General features: G+C 68.4%; 22 protein-coding genes. 15 read left to right on the forward strand and 7 right to left on the reverse strand.

What is annotated here, in order from left to right:
- Both ACSR87_RS14055 and ACSR87_RS14060 read right to left on the reverse strand, forming a co-directional pair.
- Complete coding sequence (locus ACSR87_RS14055) at positions 1–786, reverse strand: GTP cyclohydrolase III (protein WP_008573965.1); 786 nt, start codon at positions 784–786, stop codon at positions 1–3.
- Between the two features lie 70 nt (positions 787–856).
- Positions 857–1,111, reverse strand: coding sequence for a hypothetical protein (locus tag ACSR87_RS14060; protein ID WP_498530886.1), 255 nt, complete (start codon positions 1,109–1,111; stop codon positions 857–859).
- Between the two features lie 78 nt (positions 1,112–1,189).
- On the opposite strand from ACSR87_RS14060, the gene ACSR87_RS14065 reads away from it, so the two are divergent.
- From ACSR87_RS14065 to ACSR87_RS14075, 3 genes are all read left to right on the forward strand, one after another.
- Positions 1,190–1,972 carry an HAD-IIA family hydrolase gene (locus tag ACSR87_RS14065; RefSeq protein WP_498530887.1) on the forward strand — a complete coding sequence of 261 codons (783 nt, stop codon included), beginning with the start codon at positions 1,190–1,192 and terminating at the stop codon, positions 1,970–1,972.
- Between the two features lie 105 nt (positions 1,973–2,077).
- Positions 2,078–2,674 (forward strand): DJ-1/PfpI family protein, encoded by a 597-nt coding sequence (locus ACSR87_RS14070; RefSeq protein WP_004063616.1) that lies wholly within the window; start codon positions 2,078–2,080, stop codon positions 2,672–2,674.
- A gap of 78 nt (positions 2,675–2,752) precedes the next feature.
- Positions 2,753–2,887 (forward strand): hypothetical protein, encoded by a 135-nt coding sequence (locus tag ACSR87_RS14075; protein WP_004043651.1) that lies wholly within the window; start codon positions 2,753–2,755, stop codon positions 2,885–2,887.
- Between the two features lie 123 nt (positions 2,888–3,010).
- Here ACSR87_RS14075 and ACSR87_RS14080 read toward each other — a convergent pair whose 3' ends face one another.
- Positions 3,011–3,409 (reverse strand): OsmC family protein, encoded by a 399-nt coding sequence (locus ACSR87_RS14080; protein WP_004063615.1) that lies wholly within the window; start codon positions 3,407–3,409, stop codon positions 3,011–3,013.
- Between the two features lie 100 nt (positions 3,410–3,509).
- Positions 3,510–4,226, reverse strand: a complete 717-nt coding sequence (locus ACSR87_RS14085; protein WP_498530888.1) for a metal-dependent hydrolase — start codon at positions 4,224–4,226, stop codon at positions 3,510–3,512.
- 307 nt (positions 4,227–4,533) lie between these two features.
- On the opposite strand from ACSR87_RS14085, the gene ACSR87_RS14090 reads away from it, so the two are divergent.
- From ACSR87_RS14090 to tpiA, 12 genes are all read left to right on the forward strand, one after another.
- Positions 4,534–5,265 carry a fumarylacetoacetate hydrolase family protein gene (locus ACSR87_RS14090; RefSeq protein ID WP_498530889.1) on the forward strand — a complete coding sequence of 244 codons (732 nt, stop codon included), beginning with the start codon at positions 4,534–4,536 and terminating at the stop codon, positions 5,263–5,265.
- A 48-nt stretch (positions 5,266–5,313) separates the two neighbouring features.
- Complete coding sequence (locus tag ACSR87_RS14095) at positions 5,314–5,706, forward strand: DUF1648 domain-containing protein (protein WP_498530890.1); 393 nt, start codon at positions 5,314–5,316, stop codon at positions 5,704–5,706.
- Between the two features lie 41 nt (positions 5,707–5,747).
- Positions 5,748–6,365, forward strand: a complete 618-nt coding sequence (locus ACSR87_RS14100) for a gluconate 2-dehydrogenase subunit 3 family protein (RefSeq protein WP_498530891.1) — start codon at positions 5,748–5,750, stop codon at positions 6,363–6,365.
- Positions 6,358–7,938, forward strand: coding sequence for a GMC family oxidoreductase (locus ACSR87_RS14105; RefSeq protein WP_498530892.1), 1,581 nt, complete (start codon positions 6,358–6,360; stop codon positions 7,936–7,938). Before ACSR87_RS14100 ends, ACSR87_RS14105 begins: the two co-directional genes overlap by 8 nt.
- Positions 7,939–7,995: 57 nt before the next feature.
- Positions 7,996–9,081 (forward strand): histidinol-phosphate transaminase, encoded by a 1,086-nt coding sequence (hisC, locus tag ACSR87_RS14110; RefSeq protein WP_498530893.1) that lies wholly within the window; start codon positions 7,996–7,998, stop codon positions 9,079–9,081.
- A complete protein-coding gene (locus tag ACSR87_RS14115; protein WP_498530894.1) occupies positions 9,078–9,587 on the forward strand; it encodes an adenylate kinase family protein in 510 nt (169 codons plus the stop codon). Before hisC ends, ACSR87_RS14115 begins: the two co-directional genes overlap by 4 nt.
- Positions 9,584–10,186 carry a CDP-alcohol phosphatidyltransferase family protein gene (locus ACSR87_RS14120; protein WP_004043642.1) on the forward strand — a complete coding sequence of 201 codons (603 nt, stop codon included), beginning with the start codon at positions 9,584–9,586 and terminating at the stop codon, positions 10,184–10,186. The genes ACSR87_RS14115 and ACSR87_RS14120 overlap by 4 nt, the downstream gene beginning before the upstream one ends.
- Positions 10,187–10,513: 327 nt before the next feature.
- The gene (locus ACSR87_RS14125) at positions 10,514–10,699 is read left to right on the forward strand and encodes a hypothetical protein (protein WP_008573978.1); all 186 of its coding nucleotides are present in this window, start codon (positions 10,514–10,516) and stop codon (positions 10,697–10,699) included.
- Positions 10,699–12,123, forward strand: coding sequence for a PAS domain-containing sensor histidine kinase (locus ACSR87_RS14130; RefSeq protein WP_498530895.1), 1,425 nt, complete (start codon positions 10,699–10,701; stop codon positions 12,121–12,123). The genes ACSR87_RS14125 and ACSR87_RS14130 overlap by 1 nt, the downstream gene beginning before the upstream one ends.
- 54 nt (positions 12,124–12,177) lie before the next feature.
- Positions 12,178–12,615, forward strand: coding sequence for a hypothetical protein (locus ACSR87_RS14135; RefSeq protein WP_498530896.1), 438 nt, complete (start codon positions 12,178–12,180; stop codon positions 12,613–12,615).
- 104 nt (positions 12,616–12,719) lie between these two features.
- Positions 12,720–13,241, forward strand: coding sequence for a multiprotein bridging factor aMBF1 (locus ACSR87_RS14140; RefSeq protein WP_081597081.1), 522 nt, complete (start codon positions 12,720–12,722; stop codon positions 13,239–13,241).
- A gap of 149 nt (positions 13,242–13,390) precedes the next feature.
- A complete protein-coding gene (gene tpiA / locus ACSR87_RS14145; protein WP_004043637.1) occupies positions 13,391–14,035 on the forward strand; it encodes a triose-phosphate isomerase in 645 nt (214 codons plus the stop codon).
- Between the two features lie 57 nt (positions 14,036–14,092).
- Here the strand turns inward: tpiA and ACSR87_RS14150 are convergent, their stop codons facing one another.
- The 3 genes from ACSR87_RS14150 to lrpA1 all read right to left on the reverse strand — a co-directional run bounded on the left by ACSR87_RS14150 (position 14,093) and on the right by lrpA1 (position 17,813).
- Positions 14,093–15,871, reverse strand: coding sequence for a helicase HerA domain-containing protein (locus tag ACSR87_RS14150; RefSeq protein WP_498530897.1), 1,779 nt, complete (start codon positions 15,869–15,871; stop codon positions 14,093–14,095).
- Between the two features lie 62 nt (positions 15,872–15,933).
- Positions 15,934–17,265, reverse strand: coding sequence for a DNA polymerase IV (dinB, locus tag ACSR87_RS14155; RefSeq protein WP_498530898.1), 1,332 nt, complete (start codon positions 17,263–17,265; stop codon positions 15,934–15,936).
- A 119-nt stretch (positions 17,266–17,384) separates the two neighbouring features.
- A complete protein-coding gene (gene lrpA1, locus ACSR87_RS14160; protein WP_004043634.1) occupies positions 17,385–17,813 on the reverse strand; it encodes an HTH-type transcriptional regulator LrpA1 in 429 nt (142 codons plus the stop codon).
- Positions 17,814–17,856: the final 43 nt, after the last annotated feature.

Genomic DNA, 17,856 nt, shown 5'->3' on the forward strand with positions numbered 1-17,856 from the left:
TCAGTCGTCTGCGGTCTCGACGGCGGCGTCGGCGTACTCGACGGTCGTGCCGCGGTGGCGACAGTCTTCGAGCGCGTGTTTGGCCGCGAAGCCGGCCTCGTGAGCGTTCGACGCCGTGCCGACGCCGACTTTGAGTTCCACGTCCGCCTCGGCCTCGACGTGGGCGATGGCGTCGCGGTACTGGTCTTCGGAGAGGTCGGGCGTGACCGAGATGATGTTGTCGCCGCCGACGAAGAACGACAGCGCGCCGTGTTCCTCGCGCAGGTGGCGCATGAGCGACGCGTAGCCCTGTTCGATGTGGATGAACGTGTCGAATTCGTTGAGGCGGTCGGTGTACTTGCCCGTCGCGTCGTTCACGTCGAAGTGCGCGATTTGGAGGTCGGTTCCCGTGCGGTCGGCGTCCGCGAGGGTCTCCCCGGAGAGCACTTCGCGGCGGTCGCCGTCCTGTGCGCTCCCGACGCGCTGGATGCGGTCGGTGGCGCGTTCGAGCGCGACTGCGGGCGACCGGTCGACGCCGATGCCGAGACTGAGCGTCACGGGATAGCGGTTCGCGATGGACTCCTGCAGCAGTTCGTGGTCGTCGCGGTCGAGACCGTTGGTGACCGCGACCATGTTGTCGAATCGGGTGAAAAACGCGTACCCGTCGCGAGAGCCGACGAACTGGGCCAAGTCGGCGAAGAGCCGCGACTGGAGCGTCTGGAGGTCCATCTCCCGCCGCGGGTCCGGGGTGACCGTCCACGGCCCGTAGTTGTCGATTTGGACGAGTGTCAGCTGCGTGTTCGTCACGGTAGACGAGTAGGGCGACGCGCATATTGGTCTTTGGTTCTGTGACGGTTCCGCCGCAACCCCGAGTCGCTCAGCCGCCCGACTCCCGGAGCGTCCGGCTGGCGACCACGTCGAGGACCGCCCACGTCGCCAGCCACACGCCGACCGACAGGAGGGCGATAGTCGTCGTCGACAGAAGCGGGACGACGACGGAGATTGTGGCCACGATGGAGTACGTCAGAAACACCGCGACCATCGCGGTCACGAGCCCGTAGACGCCGACGGCGCTGTTGCCGGTCGCCGGCCCGCGAAGCCACCCGACCAGCCGCTTCGAAGAGACATCCATGCGACGACATATGTCACCAATGAGCATAATAGTTCTCTCGGGCGAACGTTCAACAGCCCCGGCTCCCTACCGAGGACGATGGACTACCGAGGTGTCGTTCTCGACGTCGACGGAACCGTCGTCCGCGGTGACGAAGCGATTCCGGGCGCACTCGACGGGCTCGCCGCCGTCGACGCCGCCGGACTCGACCGACTGTTCGTCTCGAACAACCCGACGAAAGCGCCCGTCGCCTACGAGGCGCGGCTCCGCCGAGCCGGCATCGAGGCGACCGCCGACGAGGTCGTCACCTCCGGCACGACGACGACGGCGTACCTCGCAGACCAGCACCCGGGCGCGCGGACGTTCGCCATCGGAGAGTCGGGCTTCCGCGACCAACTCCGCGACGCCGGCCTCGAACTCGTCGGCCCCGGCGACGAGCCCGAAGTCGTCGTCGTCTCCGTCGACCGCGAGTTCGACTACGACGACCTCCGCGACGCCAACAGCGCGCTCCGGTCCGGGGCCGCCTTCTACGGCACCGACCCCGACGTCATCATCCCGACCGCCGACGGCGACATCCCCGGGTCGGGCGCGATTATCAACGCCGTCGCGGGCGTCGCCGAGCGCGACCCCGAGGCGATTCTCGGTAAGCCCTCGCGGTTCGCGCAGAAACACGTTCTCGACAGGCTCGGCCTGCCGCCCGAGGAGGTGCTCATCGTCGGTGACCGCCTCGATACCGACATCGCGTTCGGCCTCGACGCGGGCATGGGGACCGCGCTCGTCCGAACCGGCGTGACCGACGACGCGGCTCTCGCGGCCAGCGAGTACGAACCCGACCACGTCCTCGACGACCTCGGTGAGGTCGAGCGTCTCGTCTCGAAGTAGCCCGGGGCGGCCGCGAGAGCGGTCGAACTGCGCCGTCCGCGCCGCAGGTCCTCCCTACACAATCATTATCGTTCTGACGCGACAACTACCGACCGGGTGAAGCCCATGTCCGGAAAGAAGATTCTGCTCCTCGCCGGCGACTTCGTCGAGGACTACGAGATTATGGTACCGTTCCAGGCGCTCCAGATGGTGGGACACGAGGTCCACGCGGTGTGTCCCGAAAAGGAGGACGGCGACCGGTGTAAGACCGCCGTCCACGACTTCCGCGGCGACCAGACGTATCTGGAGACCCGCGGCCACGACTTCGCACTGAACGCGACGTTCGCGGACATCGACCCCGCGGACTACGACGCGCTCGTCGTCCCCGGCGGCCGCGCGCCGGAGTATCTCCGCGGCTACGACGAGGTGCTCGACGCCGTCCGGCACTTCTTCGACGAGGGAAAGCCGGTCGCCGCAATCTGCCACGGCCCGCAAATTCTCGCCGCCGCGGGCGTCCTCGACGGCTACGAGATGACCGCCTACCCCGCCGTCCGCGCGGAAGTCGAGCGCGCGGGCTGCTCGTGGGTCGACGAAGTGACCGTCGACGGCAACCTCGTTACCGGCCAAGCGTGGCCGGACCACCCCGAGTGGCTGGCGGCGTTCCTCGACGTGCTCGGCACCGAAATCAGCCACGAACCGGCCGCAGCGGCCGCGGACGACTGATTCGTTGAGTCGCTCACACGATATCGCGTGTGAGAATGTCTGACAAAGATTTTTATTAGGGGCGACGAAGGGAGAGGTATGGAAGAGCCGAACAGCCCGTACTTCCGCGAACAGGTCGACGACGTCGTCGAATCGGACCCCCAAGACCGCGAGGTTATCATCGTGGAAGGCGAGGCGATGAGTCTTCGAAGCTATAAGAAGCGCCGCGACTGACCCGGCGGGGCGTCTCCGAATCCGAATCCGAATCCGAACCCGAGCCTGCCGCGATACACGTCGCTGGCGGCGTCGGTTTCTGCGAAAAGAATGAGTACGTGTCGGCGCAGCCGCGAGCGACGCTTAGAACGCGTCGCCGACGACGGTCACGTCGGCCTGCAGCTCGTCGCGGAGCGCGTCGTGGACGTGGCAGATGTCCTCGGCGAGTTCCGTGATTTCAGCGAACTCGTCGTCCGAGAGGTCGGACTCCACGTAGACGTCGAAGCTGATGCGTTCGAGGTCGTCGCCGTCGTCGAGGTCGGCGTCGGCGTCGATCTGGACCTTACCGAGGTCGTCGAAGCCCGTCTTCTGCCCGCCGACGCGGAAGGCGGGGAGGAAACAGGAGGCGTACGTCGCGACGAGCGCGGCGTTCGGGTTCGGACCCGTCTCGTCGGTGGCGTCGATCTGGAGGTCGAAGTCGCCGACCTGGCTCGTGCATGCGAAACCGTCCTCGCTGACAGTAGAGGTCTGGATGTCGGACATTCACTCCGAAGAAAGAAGCGACCGACCCTAAAAGTTCCTCAATAGGACAACGGTGTGCACAAGCGCCGACCCCAAACGGGTCGCCGCCGACCGAGCGGGGTTATTCGAGCGTGAACGACTCGTCGCCGTCGAGCGCGTGGACCTCGGCCCGGCTGCCGGCGGCTTTGACCTCGCGCTCGAAGTCGCGCACGTCGATTTCGATGGCCGGGAACGTGTTGTAGTGCATCGGGAAGGCGTGGTCGACACCGAGCCAATCGGCGGCGACAGCGCCCTGCCACGGCCCCATCGTGAAGTGGTCACCGACCGGGAGCGCCGCCGCGTCGGGCTCGAAGTACGCGCCGAAAATCTCGCGCATGTCAGTCATGAGCCCCGTGTCGCCCGCGTGGTAGAACGTCGTCGAGTCGGCGTCGGACTCCTGTGTCGGCAGCGCGTCGCTAATCATATAGCCGCCGGGCATCCCGGCCTCGTGCTCGTAGCCGGTGTTGATGCCGTTGGTGTGGTCGGCGCGGACCATCGTGACGAACGCGTCGCCGAGTTCGACCGTCCCGCCGATGTTCATCCCGATGGTGTCGTCGACGCCCATCTCGGCTTCGACGTAGCCGGTGAGTTCGGGCGTGCCGACGACCGTCGCGCCGTCGAACTCGCCTGCGTGGGCGATGTGGTCCGCGTGCCCGTGGGTGAGAAGCACGTAGTCCGGCGTCTCCACGTCGCTCGGGTCGAGAGACGTGGCGGGGTTGTCGAAAAACGGGTCGATGAGAAGCGAGGTGTCTCCGACCGTGACGTACCACGTCGAGTGACCGTGCCAGGTGAGTTCCATAGCACTCGGTTGTTACAGGCGAAATACACAAAAAGCTATTCGCAGGGGGTGGTGTGACCGCTTTTCGGCGGTGCCGCTCGTCGGGCTTTCTCGGCGTCGTTCGACGGCACAGCCCCGCCGCTCTCGTGTCAGGTTCGATAGCAGAATCGGCCGCCCGAGTCCACTCGAACGAACTGTCCGGGACGGCCGATACACGTCCGTCACCCCACGGCCACAAAAGCGATGAGAATCGTGCAACACTGTCCCGCGTCACCGGGTGACTCGCGCGATGTAAAAGCCTATCACGCCACCCGCCGACGCGTGGGGCATGCATCACGTCCGATTCCGCGACCCCGCGGGCGCGGTTCGAACCGGCAAGTGGCACGGCGATTCGGTCTCCTTCGGCGGCGAGCGCTACGACCTCGACGAGGTCGACGTGCTCCCCCCGTGCGAGCCGTCGAAAATCGTCTGCATCGGCCGCAACTACGCCAAGCACGCCGAGGAGCGCGACGAGGAGGTCCCCGACCGGCCGCTTTTGTTCCTCAAGCCGCCGAACGCGGTCGCCGGCCACGGCGACACCGTGACGCTCCCCGCGGGCAAGGAAGATGTCGAACACGAGGCCGAGCTCGCGGTCGTCATCGGCGAGCAGTGCCGGAACGTCGCGCCCGAGGACGCCGCGGAGGTCATCGCGGGCTACACCGTCATGAACGACGTGTCCAACCGCGACGACCAGGACGTCGAGACGAACTGGGTCCGCGGGAAGGCGTTCGACGGCTCGGCCCCGCTCGGGCCGGTTCTCGCTGACCCCGACCACCTGCCCGACGACGCGAGCATCTCGCTGCGCGTGAACGGCGAGACGCGACAGGACTCCAGCATCGAACACCTCATCTTCTCGATTCCCGACCTCGTCTCCGAAATCACGACCTACATGACGCTCGAAGCCGGCGACGTCATCTCGACCGGAACGCCCGAGGGCGTCGGCCCGCTGGAAGACGGCGACCACGTCGCGGTCGAAGTCGAGGGCGTCGGCGTCCTCGAACACGACGTGCGACAGAACTGAGCGCGACCGATACCCCGTTTTTTCATCACCGAGTCGCAATCCGACCGTATGCGTGTCCCTCGGTTGACGCTCGTCGGCATTGCGATTCTCGCACTGAGCGCCGTCGCCGGCGTCGCCCTCCTTCCCGCGCTCCCATCCTCGGTCGCGATTCACTTCGGCGTCGGCGGCGACCCCGACTCCTTCGTCGCCGCCCCGCTGGGCGTGCTTCTCGTTCCGGCAATCGGCGTCGGCGCGCTTCTCATCACCCGTCTCGCGGACGCCTCGGGCATCGGAACCGGCGCGCCGCCCGTCTTCGACACGATACTGGCGACGTTTCTCGCGTACGTGCAGGCGCTCGTCCTCGCGTACAACCTCGGCGCGCGGTTCAACATGGTCGTCGCGGTCGTTCCCGCCGTCGTCACGTTCGGTGTCGTCGCCGTCGTCCTCGACCGCGCGGGCTGAGAAGGCAAGCCCTAAGATTAGGCTGGCCTAATTCCCGCCGAATGCGACTGACGCGACGGGACGCGCTGGCCGTGCTCGCCGGTCTCGGCGTCACCGGCGGGGCCGTGTCGCTGACCCGGTTCGACCCGCCGACCGCCGAGTCGACCGGTGAGAGGGGTGATTCGTCCGGAGAGGACGGCGCGGACGGCGACGACGCCCCGCCGGCCGCGGTGCGCGAGACGATGGTCGCCGCGGGCGAGGTGGTCTTCCCGAGCGCGGCCGAGGGCGTCTCGGAGTTCGTCGAGACCTACGTCGTCGGCCGCGCGAGAGACGACGCGCGCCGGGATGCGATGGTCGACGCCGCGACCGAGTTAGACGACGTGGCCCGCGACTGGGAGGGCGCGGCCTTCGCTGACCTGCCGGCGGGCGACCGCGACCGCCTCCTGCGCGAACTCGGCGTCGACACCGCCGACCCAGTTCAGGATGGGACGCTCTCCGAGCGCCTCCGGTTTCACGTCGTGAACGAACTGCTGTACGCCTTCTACGCCTCGCCGACCGGCGGCCGTCTCGTCGGCATCGAAAACCCCATCGGCCACCCCGGCGGGACCGAAAGCTACCGGCGGGCGACGATGGACGCCCCCGTCGAACTGCCCGATTCGGGCGGTGAGCACGATGGATAGGTCGCCCGTCTCGGATGCCGACGTGTGCGTCGTCGGTGCCGGCCCAGCCGGCGGTATCGTGGCCCATCGCCTCGCAGAGTCGGGGGCGTCGGTCGTCGTCCTCGAAGCCGGGCCGCGGTTCGACGGCGACAGGCGGGAACAGCTGGAACAGCACATCCGCCCCGGCCTCGGCGGGCCGTGGGAGATGGGCGGCCCGCGGGACGCGTTCTCCTCGACGGGCGACTCGTTTTACCCGCTGAACGCCGCCCGCGTGAAGGGCGTCGGCGGGTCGACGCTCCACTGGCAGGGGATGGTGATGCGCCTCCACGAGCGCGATTTCGAACTCGACTCCAGACACGGCGTCGGGGCCGACTGGCCCGTCGGCTACGACGACCTCCGGCCGTACTACGCCGCCGCGGAGCGCGAGTTGGGCGTCGCCGGCGCGGCCGACAACCCCTACGCGCCGCCGCGGGAGGAGCCCCACCCCCTCCCCGCCTTCCGGCCGTCGCACTCCGACTCTATCTTCGCTGCGGCCTGCGAGCGCCTCGGCATCGACATGCACTCGGTGGGCAACGCCCGCAACTCCGAGCCCTACGACGGCCGGTCGTCCTGCGTCGGCTACGGGACGTGCAAGCCGGTCTGTCCCTCCGGCGCGAAGTACACCGCCGAATCACACATCGAGAAGGCCGAAGCCGCGGGCGCGCGGGTCATCGACCGAGCGCGGGTCCGACGGCTCGAACACGACGAGACGGGCGAGCGCGTCGTCGCCGCGGCCTACACGACGCCCGACGGCGAGACCCACAGGCAGGAAGCGACCCAGTTCGTCCTCGCCTGCGGCGGCGTCGAGAACGTCCGACTGCTCCTGCTCTCCGACTCCGACCGCTACCCCGACGGCCTCGCCAACTCCTCGGGGGCGGTCGGTCGGTACTTCATGGACCACCTGTTCGCCGGGGCGGGCGGCCGCCTCGACCGCCCCACGCGACAGAACCACGTCGGGTTCAACACCAGCGAGTGCCACCAGTTCTACGACGACGCCGAGCCGGTCAACGGCCTCAAACTGGAGTTTCTCAACTACGCCGGCCCGTCGCCGGTCATCGACGCCCTCCACGCCGACACGTGGGGCGACGACCTGCGCGACCAGTTGGCCGAGGGGTACGGGACACACGTCGCCATGGGCGCGCTGGTCGAACAGCTCCCCCGCGAGGACAACTACGTCGGCCTCGACCGGGAGACGACCGACGACCTCGGCGACCCCGTCCCCGAGATACACTGGTCCGTCGACGAACAGACGGAGGCCGCGCTCTCGCGGGCCAACGAGATTCAGACGCGGGTGCTGGACGAACTCGGCGTCGAGGACCGCTGGACCGTCGGTCCCGACGAGACCGGCCCCGCGTACCACCACATGGGGACGACGCGGATGGGCGACGACCCCGACGAGAGCGTCGTCGACGCCGACTGCCGCGCGCACGACCTCGACAACCTCTGGATTTCGGGGTCGAGCGTCTTCCCGACCGGCGGCGCGATGAACCCGACGCTCACCATCGCGGCGCTCTCGGTTCGACTCGCCGAGTCGCTGCGGGCGGCGCTCGAATGAGGACCGCACCGACCCGGAGTACGCACGCTTAAGAACCGCGACCCGCATTTTCCGACCATGCAACCACGGGACCTCTCCGCGCACGCTCCCTACGTACCCGGCCGCGGGACAGAGGAGGTCGCCCGCGAACTCGGGATGGACCCCGAGGACCTGACGAAACTCTCCTCGAACGAGAACCCCCACGGCCCGAGTCCGAAGGCGGTCGCGGCCATCGAGGACGCCGCGCCGACCGTGAGCGTCTACCCGAAAACCGCCCACACGGACCTGACAGAACGCCTCGCCGACAAGTGGGGCCTCGCACCCGAACAGGTCTGGGTGTCGCCCGGCGCTGACGGCTCTATCGACTACCTGACCCGCGCGATGCTCGAACCGGACGACCGGATTCTCGAACCGTCGCCCGGCTTCTCGTACTACTCGATGAGCGCCCGCTACCACCACGGCGACGCCGTCCAGTACGAGGTGTCGAAGGGCGACGACTTCGAGCAGACTGCCGACCTCGTCCTCGACGCCTACGACGGCGAGCGCATGGTCTACCTCACGACGCCGCACAACCCCACCGGCTCCGTGCTCCCGCGGGAGGAACTCGTCGAACTGGCCGAGTCCGTCGAAGAGCACACGCTCCTCGTCGTCGACGAGGCCTACGGCGAGTTCGCCGAGGAGCCGTCGGCCATCGACCTCCTCTCGGAGTACGACAACGTCGCGGTCCTGCGGACGTTCTCGAAGGCGTACGGGCTGGCCGGCCTCCGCATCGGCTACGCCTGCGTGCCCGAGGCGTGGGCCGACGCCTACGCCCGCGTGAACACGCCGTTCGCCGCCAGCGAGGTCGCCTGCCGCGCCGCGCTCGCCGCGCTCGACGACGAGGAACACGTCGAGAAATCCGTCGAGTCGGCCCGGTGGTCCCGCGACTACCTCCGCGAACACCTCGACGCGCCGACGTGGGAAAGCGGGGGCAACTTCGTCCTCGTCGAGGTGGGCGACGCCACAGCCGTCACCGAGACCGCCCAGCGCGAGGGCGTCATCGTCCGCGACTGCGGGAGCTTCGGCCTGCCGGAGTGCATCCGCGTTTCCTGCGGCACGGAAGCCCAGACCAAGCGCGCCGTGGACGTGCTCAACCGCATCGTCTCGGAGGTGCCGACGGCGTGAGAGTCGTCGTCACCGGCACGCCCGGCACCGGAAAGACCACCGCGACGGAGCGCGTCGCCGCCGACCTCGACCTCGACGTCGTCCACCTCAACCGACTCGTGAAAGACGAGGGCCTCTGGACCGAGCGCGACAAGGACCGCGATACGCTCGTCGTGGACCTCGACGCCGCCCGCGACGAGCTCGGTGATTGGGACGGCATCGTCGAGAGCCACCTCGCACACCATTTCGAGGCCGACCGCGTGGTCGTGCTTCGCTGTCGCCCCGACGTACTCGAACAGCGTCTCCTCGACCGCGGCGAGTCCGAGGCCAAGGCACGCGAGAACCGCGAGTCCGAGGCTCTGGACGTGATTCTCGGCGAGGCCGTCGAGTTCCACGGCAAGGACGCGGTGTACGAAATCGACACGACCGACCGCGACCCCGACGCCGTCGCCGACGACATCGCGGCGGTCGTCTCAGGCGAGCGCGAACCCTCGGCGGGAACCGTCGACTTCATCGACTACCTATGACGCTCGACCAGTACCGCGACACCGCCGACAAGCTGCTCGCCCCGTTCGTCTCCGTCGCCGACGCGGTCGGCCTCTCGCCGAACGGCGTGAGCGTCGTCGCCTTCGGCTTCGCCGTCGCCGCCGGCGTCGCCTTCGGCCTCGCCGACCCGCTTTGGTACGGTCTCGGCGCGGTGTTCGTCTTCTGTAACGGTTGGCTCGACCTCGTGGACGGCGCGCTCGCCCGCGAGCAGGGCGTCTCCTCGAAGGCCGGCGACCTGCTCGACCACGTGCTGGACCGCTACGCCGACATCGTCGTCCTCGTCGGCCTCGCCGCCGGCATCGACTCGTTCGCGCTGGGCCTCGCGGCCGTCACGGGCGTCCTCATGACCTCCTACCTCGGCACGCAGATTCAGGCGGTCGGCCTCGGGCGCGCCTACGGCGGCCTCGTCGGGCGCGCCGACCGACTGGCGCTCATGGGCCTCGTCGGCCTCGCGTCCGCCGTCTACCCCGACGCCGTCGGCGGGCTGACGCTCGCCGGCTGGCTCCTCGTGTTCTTCGCCGTCGTCGGCCACCTCACCGCAGTCCAGCGCTTCTGGGGCGCGTGGGGCGACCTGACCTGACCTTCCCCGCCCCGTCAAACTTCGACTCAGCCAACCACGCCCCACGCCCGAATCGACTCAGTTCGGCGCGGGGCGACGCGACCCCGAGCCGGTCGCCGCGGCGCGCTCTTTCGGTCCGCTCTAGCATCCGTTTCTCTCCCGTAACCAAGTGGGACCGCCCCGCGTCGGGTGTGGATGTTGCCCGCTAAACCAGATTTATATGATTGAGATTATCACCAGTTACCGTCCTCAAATGATTTTGAATTATACTCCACATCGTCTGTATCGGGGACGATACCGGCGTTCGATTCGGTTATCCTCAGTTTTGAATCTGGAGCGTGTTCGGCCGTGACGCGCTCGCACGACGGAGTTCTCGACGTGGGGTGCGGCCCGAGACGCGCCGGCGGAGCCGATATCGCCCGCGACGGCGCGGCACAGTCCGTCGAGTTCGTGACCGAACCGGCGGGCGTCTCGGTGGCGACTCGCCGGCTCCGAACGCGGGACCGACCGCCGTACGCGACGCTCAGCGACTGATGTTCGTCGTCGACGCGGCGGGAACCGTAATCCACGCGAGCGACGAGTTCGCGGCGCATCTCGGCGCGGACGCCGCGGCGCTCCGGGGGCGACCGCTCTCCGACTTCGTCGGCGACGGGGACTGGCCGGGCGTTCGCGGGACGCTCGACGCCGTGCGAAGGGCGAGCGGGTGGGACAGCCGTCGGTGCCGCTGTCGGCTCTCGGCGGGTGACGATGGGCCGGCGGTCGGGGACGCGCCAGCCGAAATCGACATCGAACTCGAGTTCGCCCCGTACCGCGGCGGCGACGGCGGTGGTTATGGGGACGGGGACGGCGACCGCTTCGACTCCGACTCCGACGCGAACCGGGTCGTCGGCGCGGTCTGCCGCGAGCCGTCCGAACCGACGACCGCGCGACTGGACACCGAGCGCGACCGCTTCGACCACCTGTTCGACCTCATCGACGACGCGGTCATCGAGTTCGAAATCGTCGGCATCGAGCCGGTCGTTCGGGCGGTCAATCCGGGGTTCGAGAGCGTCTTCGGCTACGACGCGGACGAGATTCGCGGCGAGTCGCTCAACGACTTCATCGTCCCGCCGGACGCCGACGACGAGGCGGTCGACTTCGACCAGCGGACGGCCGACGGGAAGGCAAACCACGCCATCGTCACCCGGCAGACCGCGTGGGGCAGACGCGAGTTCCTCTACCGCGGCATCCCGTACAGTCGCGGCGACGGGAAGCAGTACGGCTTTTCCATCTACTCCGACATCACCAGCCAGCGCCGGGCCAGAGAGCACTTACAGGTGCTCCAGCGCGTCCTCCGGCACAACCTCAGAAACGAGATGAACGTCGTCCTCGGGATGGCCGAGGAGATACGCGAAGCGACGGCCGACCCGCGCGTCGACCACGGGGCGGCGCAAATCGCCGACCACACGGAGACGCTCCTCCGAGTCAGCGAGAAGGCCCGGACCGCCGCGGCGGTCCTCGACGACCAGCGGCCCGACGAGGTGGTCGACGCGACCGAGACGGTCCGCGCCGTCGTCGAACCGCGGCGGACTCGGTACCCCGCGGCGACGTTCGACCTCGACCTCCCGCCGTCGCTTCTGGTGTCCGTCGGGCCGAAACTCACGCAGGCGCTCGCCAACGTCGTGGAGAACGCGCTCGAACACACTCCCGAGGACGTGACGGTTCGCATCGAGGCGAAGCGCTGCGAGAACGACGCGACGCTCCGCGTCAGCGACGACGGCGACGGCATCCCCGAAATCGAGTGGGCCGCCGTCTTCGGCGACGAGGACATCACCCAGCTCAGCCACGGCTCCGGGCTGGGGCTGTGGGTCGTCAAGTGGGTCGTCGAGTCCGCGGGCGGCCGCGTCGACTACGACCGGCGCGACGGGTGGAGCACCGTCCAACTGGCGCTCCCGCTGGCGGACGAGGCGCGGTGCTGACTGTCCCGAAAGTCCGCCAAAACCACTATGAAGTGACACGAATAACGACGATTCGTGCCATCCATCGTTCCGTCGCCCGCGGAGGCGACGCTGTTTTTCGTTCCGGTCGTCGTCCTCGTCGCCACGTCGCTTTGGGTCTCGCAGAACGCCGCCGCCCGCGGCCACGGCTTTCCGAACCTCCTCGGGGCGCTCGTCGCCTTCGTTCCGGTCGGACTGGTCGCGTATCTGCTGTTTTTCGTCAGCGGGTCGTCGAGACGGCGACCGCCGTCGAGGACCGAACGCGCCGCGCTCGCCGTGATGCTCGCCGGTGCGGCCTCGTACGTCGCCGGCGCGTTCACGCTCCCACCGGACCCGTTCACACAGGGGCGCGGGCTCATCGTCGCGTTCGCCGCGGCGCTCCCCGTCTCGTACCTCGTCGTTTACCGACGGGGCCACCGGGTTGTCACGGAACCGCTCCGACGGCAGGTTCGGCAGCGTCTCGGACGCCAGTAAGCCGGAAGGGCCGCGTTCCGGGTACGGTTCCGTCACAACCCGACCGCGTCGATTCGGTGGCCGGTGGCGTGCCTTTTATACGCGGCGGGCGGGTACGTGAGTGTATGCCTCAGTGCGAGATGTGCGGCTCCGACCAAGCCTCTCTGAAGACTGTGAAGGTCGAAGGCGCAGAACTGCAGCTGTGTGACGACTGCGCCGAGTTCGGCACGGAGGTCCGCACCGAGTCGACTTCCAGCGCGAGCACGAAGTACTCCACCTCCTCCTCGTCGGGCTCGAACTCCTCTCGCTCCTCGGGGTCGTCTTCCTCCTCGTCGTCGAAGACGCGCCGCCGCGACATGTTCGACGACATGGACGAAATCGCGACCGACTACGACGACCGCATCCGGCAGGCGCGGGAGTCCCGCGGACTGAGCCAAGAGGAACTCGCCCAGTCGCTCAACGAGAAGGCGAGCCTCATCCGCAAGCTCGAACGCGGCGACATCATGCCGCCGGACTCCGTCCGGAAGAAAATCGAGCGCAAGCTCGACATCTCGCTGGTCGAAGGCGAGAGCGACGACGATTCCGAGTGGTCCGGCGGCGGCTCCACGACCACCACCCTCGGCGACGTAGTCAAACGTAAGGACTAATCGGAAGCACCCGACGCCGACCCGTCGCGGGAACGACGCGCCTGCGTCTCCGTTTCGTTTGTCACGATTTTCCGCCCGCGAGACGCCGTCTCGTGGCAATCGCGTCCACGAAAACCAATCTATTAGTCTCGCCGGACGCGAGTTCGATTGTGTTCATCCTAGTCAACCTCAAGGCGTACCCGTGTGACCCCATCGAAGTCGCCACCGCCGCGCGCGACGTGGCCGAGGCGTCCGGCGTCCGCATCGCCGTCTCCCCGCAGGCGGCCGACATCTCCCGCGTCGCAGACACCGGCGTCGAGACGTGGGCCCAGCACGTGGACCCGAACGGCCACGGCAGCCACACCGGCAGCACCCTCGCCGAGGCCGTCGCCGAGGCCGGCGCGGTCGGCACGCTCATCAACCACTCCGAAAAGCGCCTGAAGCTCGCTGACATCGACGGCTCCGTCCAGGCCGCCGAGCGAGCGGGCCTCGAAACCTGCGTCTGCGCCAACAACCCCGCCCAAATCGGTGCGGTCTCCGCGCTCGGCCCCGACTCGGTCGCCGTCGAACCGCCGGAACTCATCGGCGGCGACGTCTCCGTCGCGACGGCCGACCCCGGCATCGTCACCGACGCCGTCGACGCCGCGGCCAACGTGGACGAGGACGTGGAGGTCTACTGCGGCGCTGGCATCTCGACCGGCGACGACGTGGTGACCGCCGAGGAGCTCGGCGCGTCCGGCATCCTGCTCGCCTCCGGCGTCGCCAAGGCCGACGACCCGCGCGCGGCGCTCGAAGACCTCGTCTCCGGGCTGTAAGCGCGTCGAAAACCCGCCCTGACTCCGGCCGACGGCCCGAGTCTCCTCGCCTCGAGCCTACTCGCCGTCGGCCGCTTCTTCGACGAACGACGCCTCGATAGCCGCGACCGTCTCTCGGAGTTCGTCGTCGCCCAAGAGGTCCGCGTACTCGTCGCTCACGAGGTCCGGCAGCGCGTACTCGTATTTCCCGCGGCCGGCGTGTCTGATGAATCCCGCCCGACGAAGCGACCGATTTCGCCCGTAGGCGAGGTGCTGGTCGCCGGTCTCGCCCGCGGCGACGTGGGCCGCCAACGGGTCGGAGACGCCGCGCTCGCGGTAGTGCGCGAGCATCCCGTGGTGGGCGTCACCCAACGCGTCGATGATGGCCGTCATGCGGTCGACGACATCGCGGCGGCTCTCCGCGCCCGGCGCGGGATGGAGTTCGGCCGGTTGGAAGTCGCCCATCTCGGCGTCCGCCAGCCACGACTCGTCGTCGGCCGGCGGGGCCGCCTCGCTCGCCGTGCCCGCGCCGCTCGGCCCGCCCGTGCCGTCGGCCGCCGCCTCGTCGCGCTCGGAGAGCAGTCCGTGAGTCGGCCACGGCGGTCCGGAGGGCGCTTCGAGCTGTCGAGACGGCGCGTCTGCGTCTGCGGCCCCGTCGTCGCCGGAGTCGGCGTCGGCCGCGGCGTCGGCAGCCGCGTCCCCCACGTCGCCGTCGGCACTTCCGTTGTACTCGCCGAGGGCGGCCTGCTTGTCGGCGGGGCGGTTGAGGTTGCGACCGTCGCCGCCGCGGTAGGGCGCTTCGGCCTTCTGGAACATCGCCTGCGCGAACTGGTCGGCCATCCGCGAGAGGTCCCGCGCCTCCTCTAACTCCCGTTCGAGCTGTCGAATCCGAGCGTCCTTCTTGTCGATTTCCTGTCTGAGGTCTGCGATGCGGCTCTCCTGTCTCGCCTTCTCGTCGGATATCTCCTTGAGGTCGGAGACGAGGTCGCCGTCGACGGACTTCAGGTCGGGGCGCTCGAAGTCGTCGAGGCCGGGGGTCGCGCCCGCGTCGAACGTCTCTTTTTTGTGGAACTGCACGCGCCGAATCGACTCGGACCAGTCGGTGACGAGGAAGCCCTCGCCGTTGCCCATGTCCTCGATGGCGTCGGCGTACTCCGAGCCGAGGATGCGCCCGACGACCTTGGTGTCGTTGCGCCAGGTGAGGCGGTGCCAGACGAGCCAGTCGCACTGGGTGATGAAGTCCTTTTTCACGTCGGCGGGGCGCTGGGAGATGCCGACGACGCCGAGGCCGTGTTTGCGGCCGCGCTTCCCGATTTTGATGAGCATCTTGCCCGCCTCGTCCATCCCGCCCTTCTCCGGGATGTACTCGTGGCACTCCTCGATGAGCATCAAAAACGGCTTCTTGAGCTTCTTTTCCTTCGCGAAGAGGTGTTTTGCGACTTCCGTCACCAGTTCGTCGGAGGCCGCGTCGTCGAGGTAGCCGGACACGTCGAGGATGATGGGCACGTTCTGTTCGAGCGCGAGCGTGGCGAGTCGCTCGGCGTGTTCAGGACTCACCTGGATATCGCACTCGTCGTCGGCCCCGGCGTGGAGCAGTTCGAACTCCTGTTTGAGGCCGTAGTACTCGCCGTCGGTGTCGACGATGAGCACCGGAAAGTTCGCCGACAGCAGGTTCTCGATGATGACCGACGCCGTGTTCGACTTGCCCGACCCCGACTTGCCCGTGACGAACCCCCGACCGGTGAGGATGTCGACCACCGGCAGGTCGACCGTCGTCCCCGGTTCTTCGGTTCCCTCTCCCCCTGGACCGTCGCTGATCTCGGCGACCGAGATGGTTTCCGTGTCCGAATCCGTCATCCGATTTGGTGGACTCCCTCGGACGCCATAGTTCCTCCCCCTCGCCCCGTCGGTCCCCGGAGTCAGTCGAACTCGACGAGCGACGACTGGCCGCCCCGCGAGGGGGCCTCGCCGCCGGTGTTCGGGGACTCGTCGTCACCGTCGTCGCCGGCGGTCGCTTCGGTTCCGTCGCTCACGCGCTCGTCGCCGTCGCCGCCCGTCTCGTCCGCCTCCGCGGACTCCCAGCCGTCGAGGCTCGACTGGTCGGCGTCCGCGAAGGAGAGCTTCGAGACGCGGACGCCGAGTTTTCGGACGGTCGTCTCCGCGAACTCGGCGTCGAGCAGGTCGAGCGCGACCGACTCGACGAGTTCGGGGTCGTCCACGGGCCCGGAAAGCGACGTTGCTCGCGTGTTGATGTCGAACGGCGGGACGACCACCTTGATGCCGATGGTCCGGTACATCGCCCCGCGGGAGCGCGCGCGGTCGGCCACGTCGGCCGCGAGGGCGCGGACGACCTCTCGTTTGTCCTCGATGTCAGCCGTCGGGTCGGTGAACGCCGACTCCCGCGAGAGGCTCTTGGGCCGGCCCGTCGGCGTGACCGCCCGGTCGTCGTAGCCCCGCGCCCGCTCGTGGAGTTCGCGGCCGCGGGAGCCGAACTCGGCTTCGAGGACCGACGCGTCGGCCGCGGCGAGGTCGCCCGCCGTCTCGATACCGAGCGACCCGAGTTTCCGGGCCGTCACGGGGCCGGCGCCGTGGACCTCCTCGACCGGAATCGGTTCGAGGAACGACCGAACCTCGCCGGGGCGGACGACGACCAGCCCGTCGGGCTTGTCGAAGTCGGAGGCGATTTTCGCGGTCGACATGTTCGGCGCGACGCCGATGGAGGCCGCGACGCCGACCTCGCGGGCGATGCGCTGTTTCACGTAGCGGGCGAAGCCCTCCGCCAGCGTCCGGTCGCCCGAGGCCGCGAGGTCCCACGCGGTCCGGTCGGTCACGTCGAGGTAGGCCTCGTCGATGCTCACCTCGCGGACCACGTCGGCGCAGTCGTGGAGAATCGCCTTCACGTCGGCGGCGACGCGCTTGTAGAACTCGAGGTCGACGGTGCGGTAGCGGCCCGCCGCCGCGGGGTCGTCGTCGGGGCCGAGGTCGTCGATGCGCGGGAGGCGTTCGAGCGCCGTCGAAATCGGCTGGGCGCTCTCGACGCCGAACTCGCGAGCCTCGTAGCTCGCGGTGGCGACCGCGCCGTGGCCCTCGCCGGGCTCGTAGCCCATGCCGACGACCACCGGCTCGCCTTCGAGTTCGGGTTCGCGCAGGCGCTCGCAGGCGGCGTAAAAGCAGTCCATGTCGACGTGAAGGACGATGCTGTCGGGACCGTCGTCGTCGTCGGCCGTGCCCGGCAGCGTCTCCTCCGCCATGGTCGAGTGGACGGGCGCGACGCACCTGAAGCTTCAGATAGCGCGGCGAAAGTAAAGCGGGAGGGAACGGACGCGGCGAGTCGGTCGCGGTCGTCGGCTTCTCGGCCGAGCCGGTCGCGTTACTTCAGTCGCTCTTGGAGGAACGAGGGGTGTGCGGCCGTGACGCCGTCGATAGACAAAATCTCGTCGGAGATGACGTCGCCGAGGGAGTCGCCGTCGACGGCGCGGACCTCGGCCATCAGCATGTGGTCGCCGGAAGAGGTGTAGAGCGCCTCCACCGAGTCGAGTTCCTTGAGAATGCGCGTGACTTCGACGTAGCGCTCGCTGGTCGCATCGATGCCGACCATGGCGATGGACTGTCCGGCGAGTTTCTTCGGGTCGATGTCGGCGGAGTAGCCGATGATGACGCCGTCGTCTTCGAGTTTGCGGATGTACTTCCGAACCGTCGGCTTCGACACGTCCGCCCGGTCTGCAATCTGGGCGTACGACGCTTTCGCGTCTTCCTCCAAGACCGCGAGGATGCGTCCCTCCGTGGACGTGGTTTCCATGCCCGTTGGTTTTCCTACGGGAGAAAAATATCTTGCGAATCCG

It is taken from the genome of Haloferax sp. SDI50 (assembly GCF_059802635.1).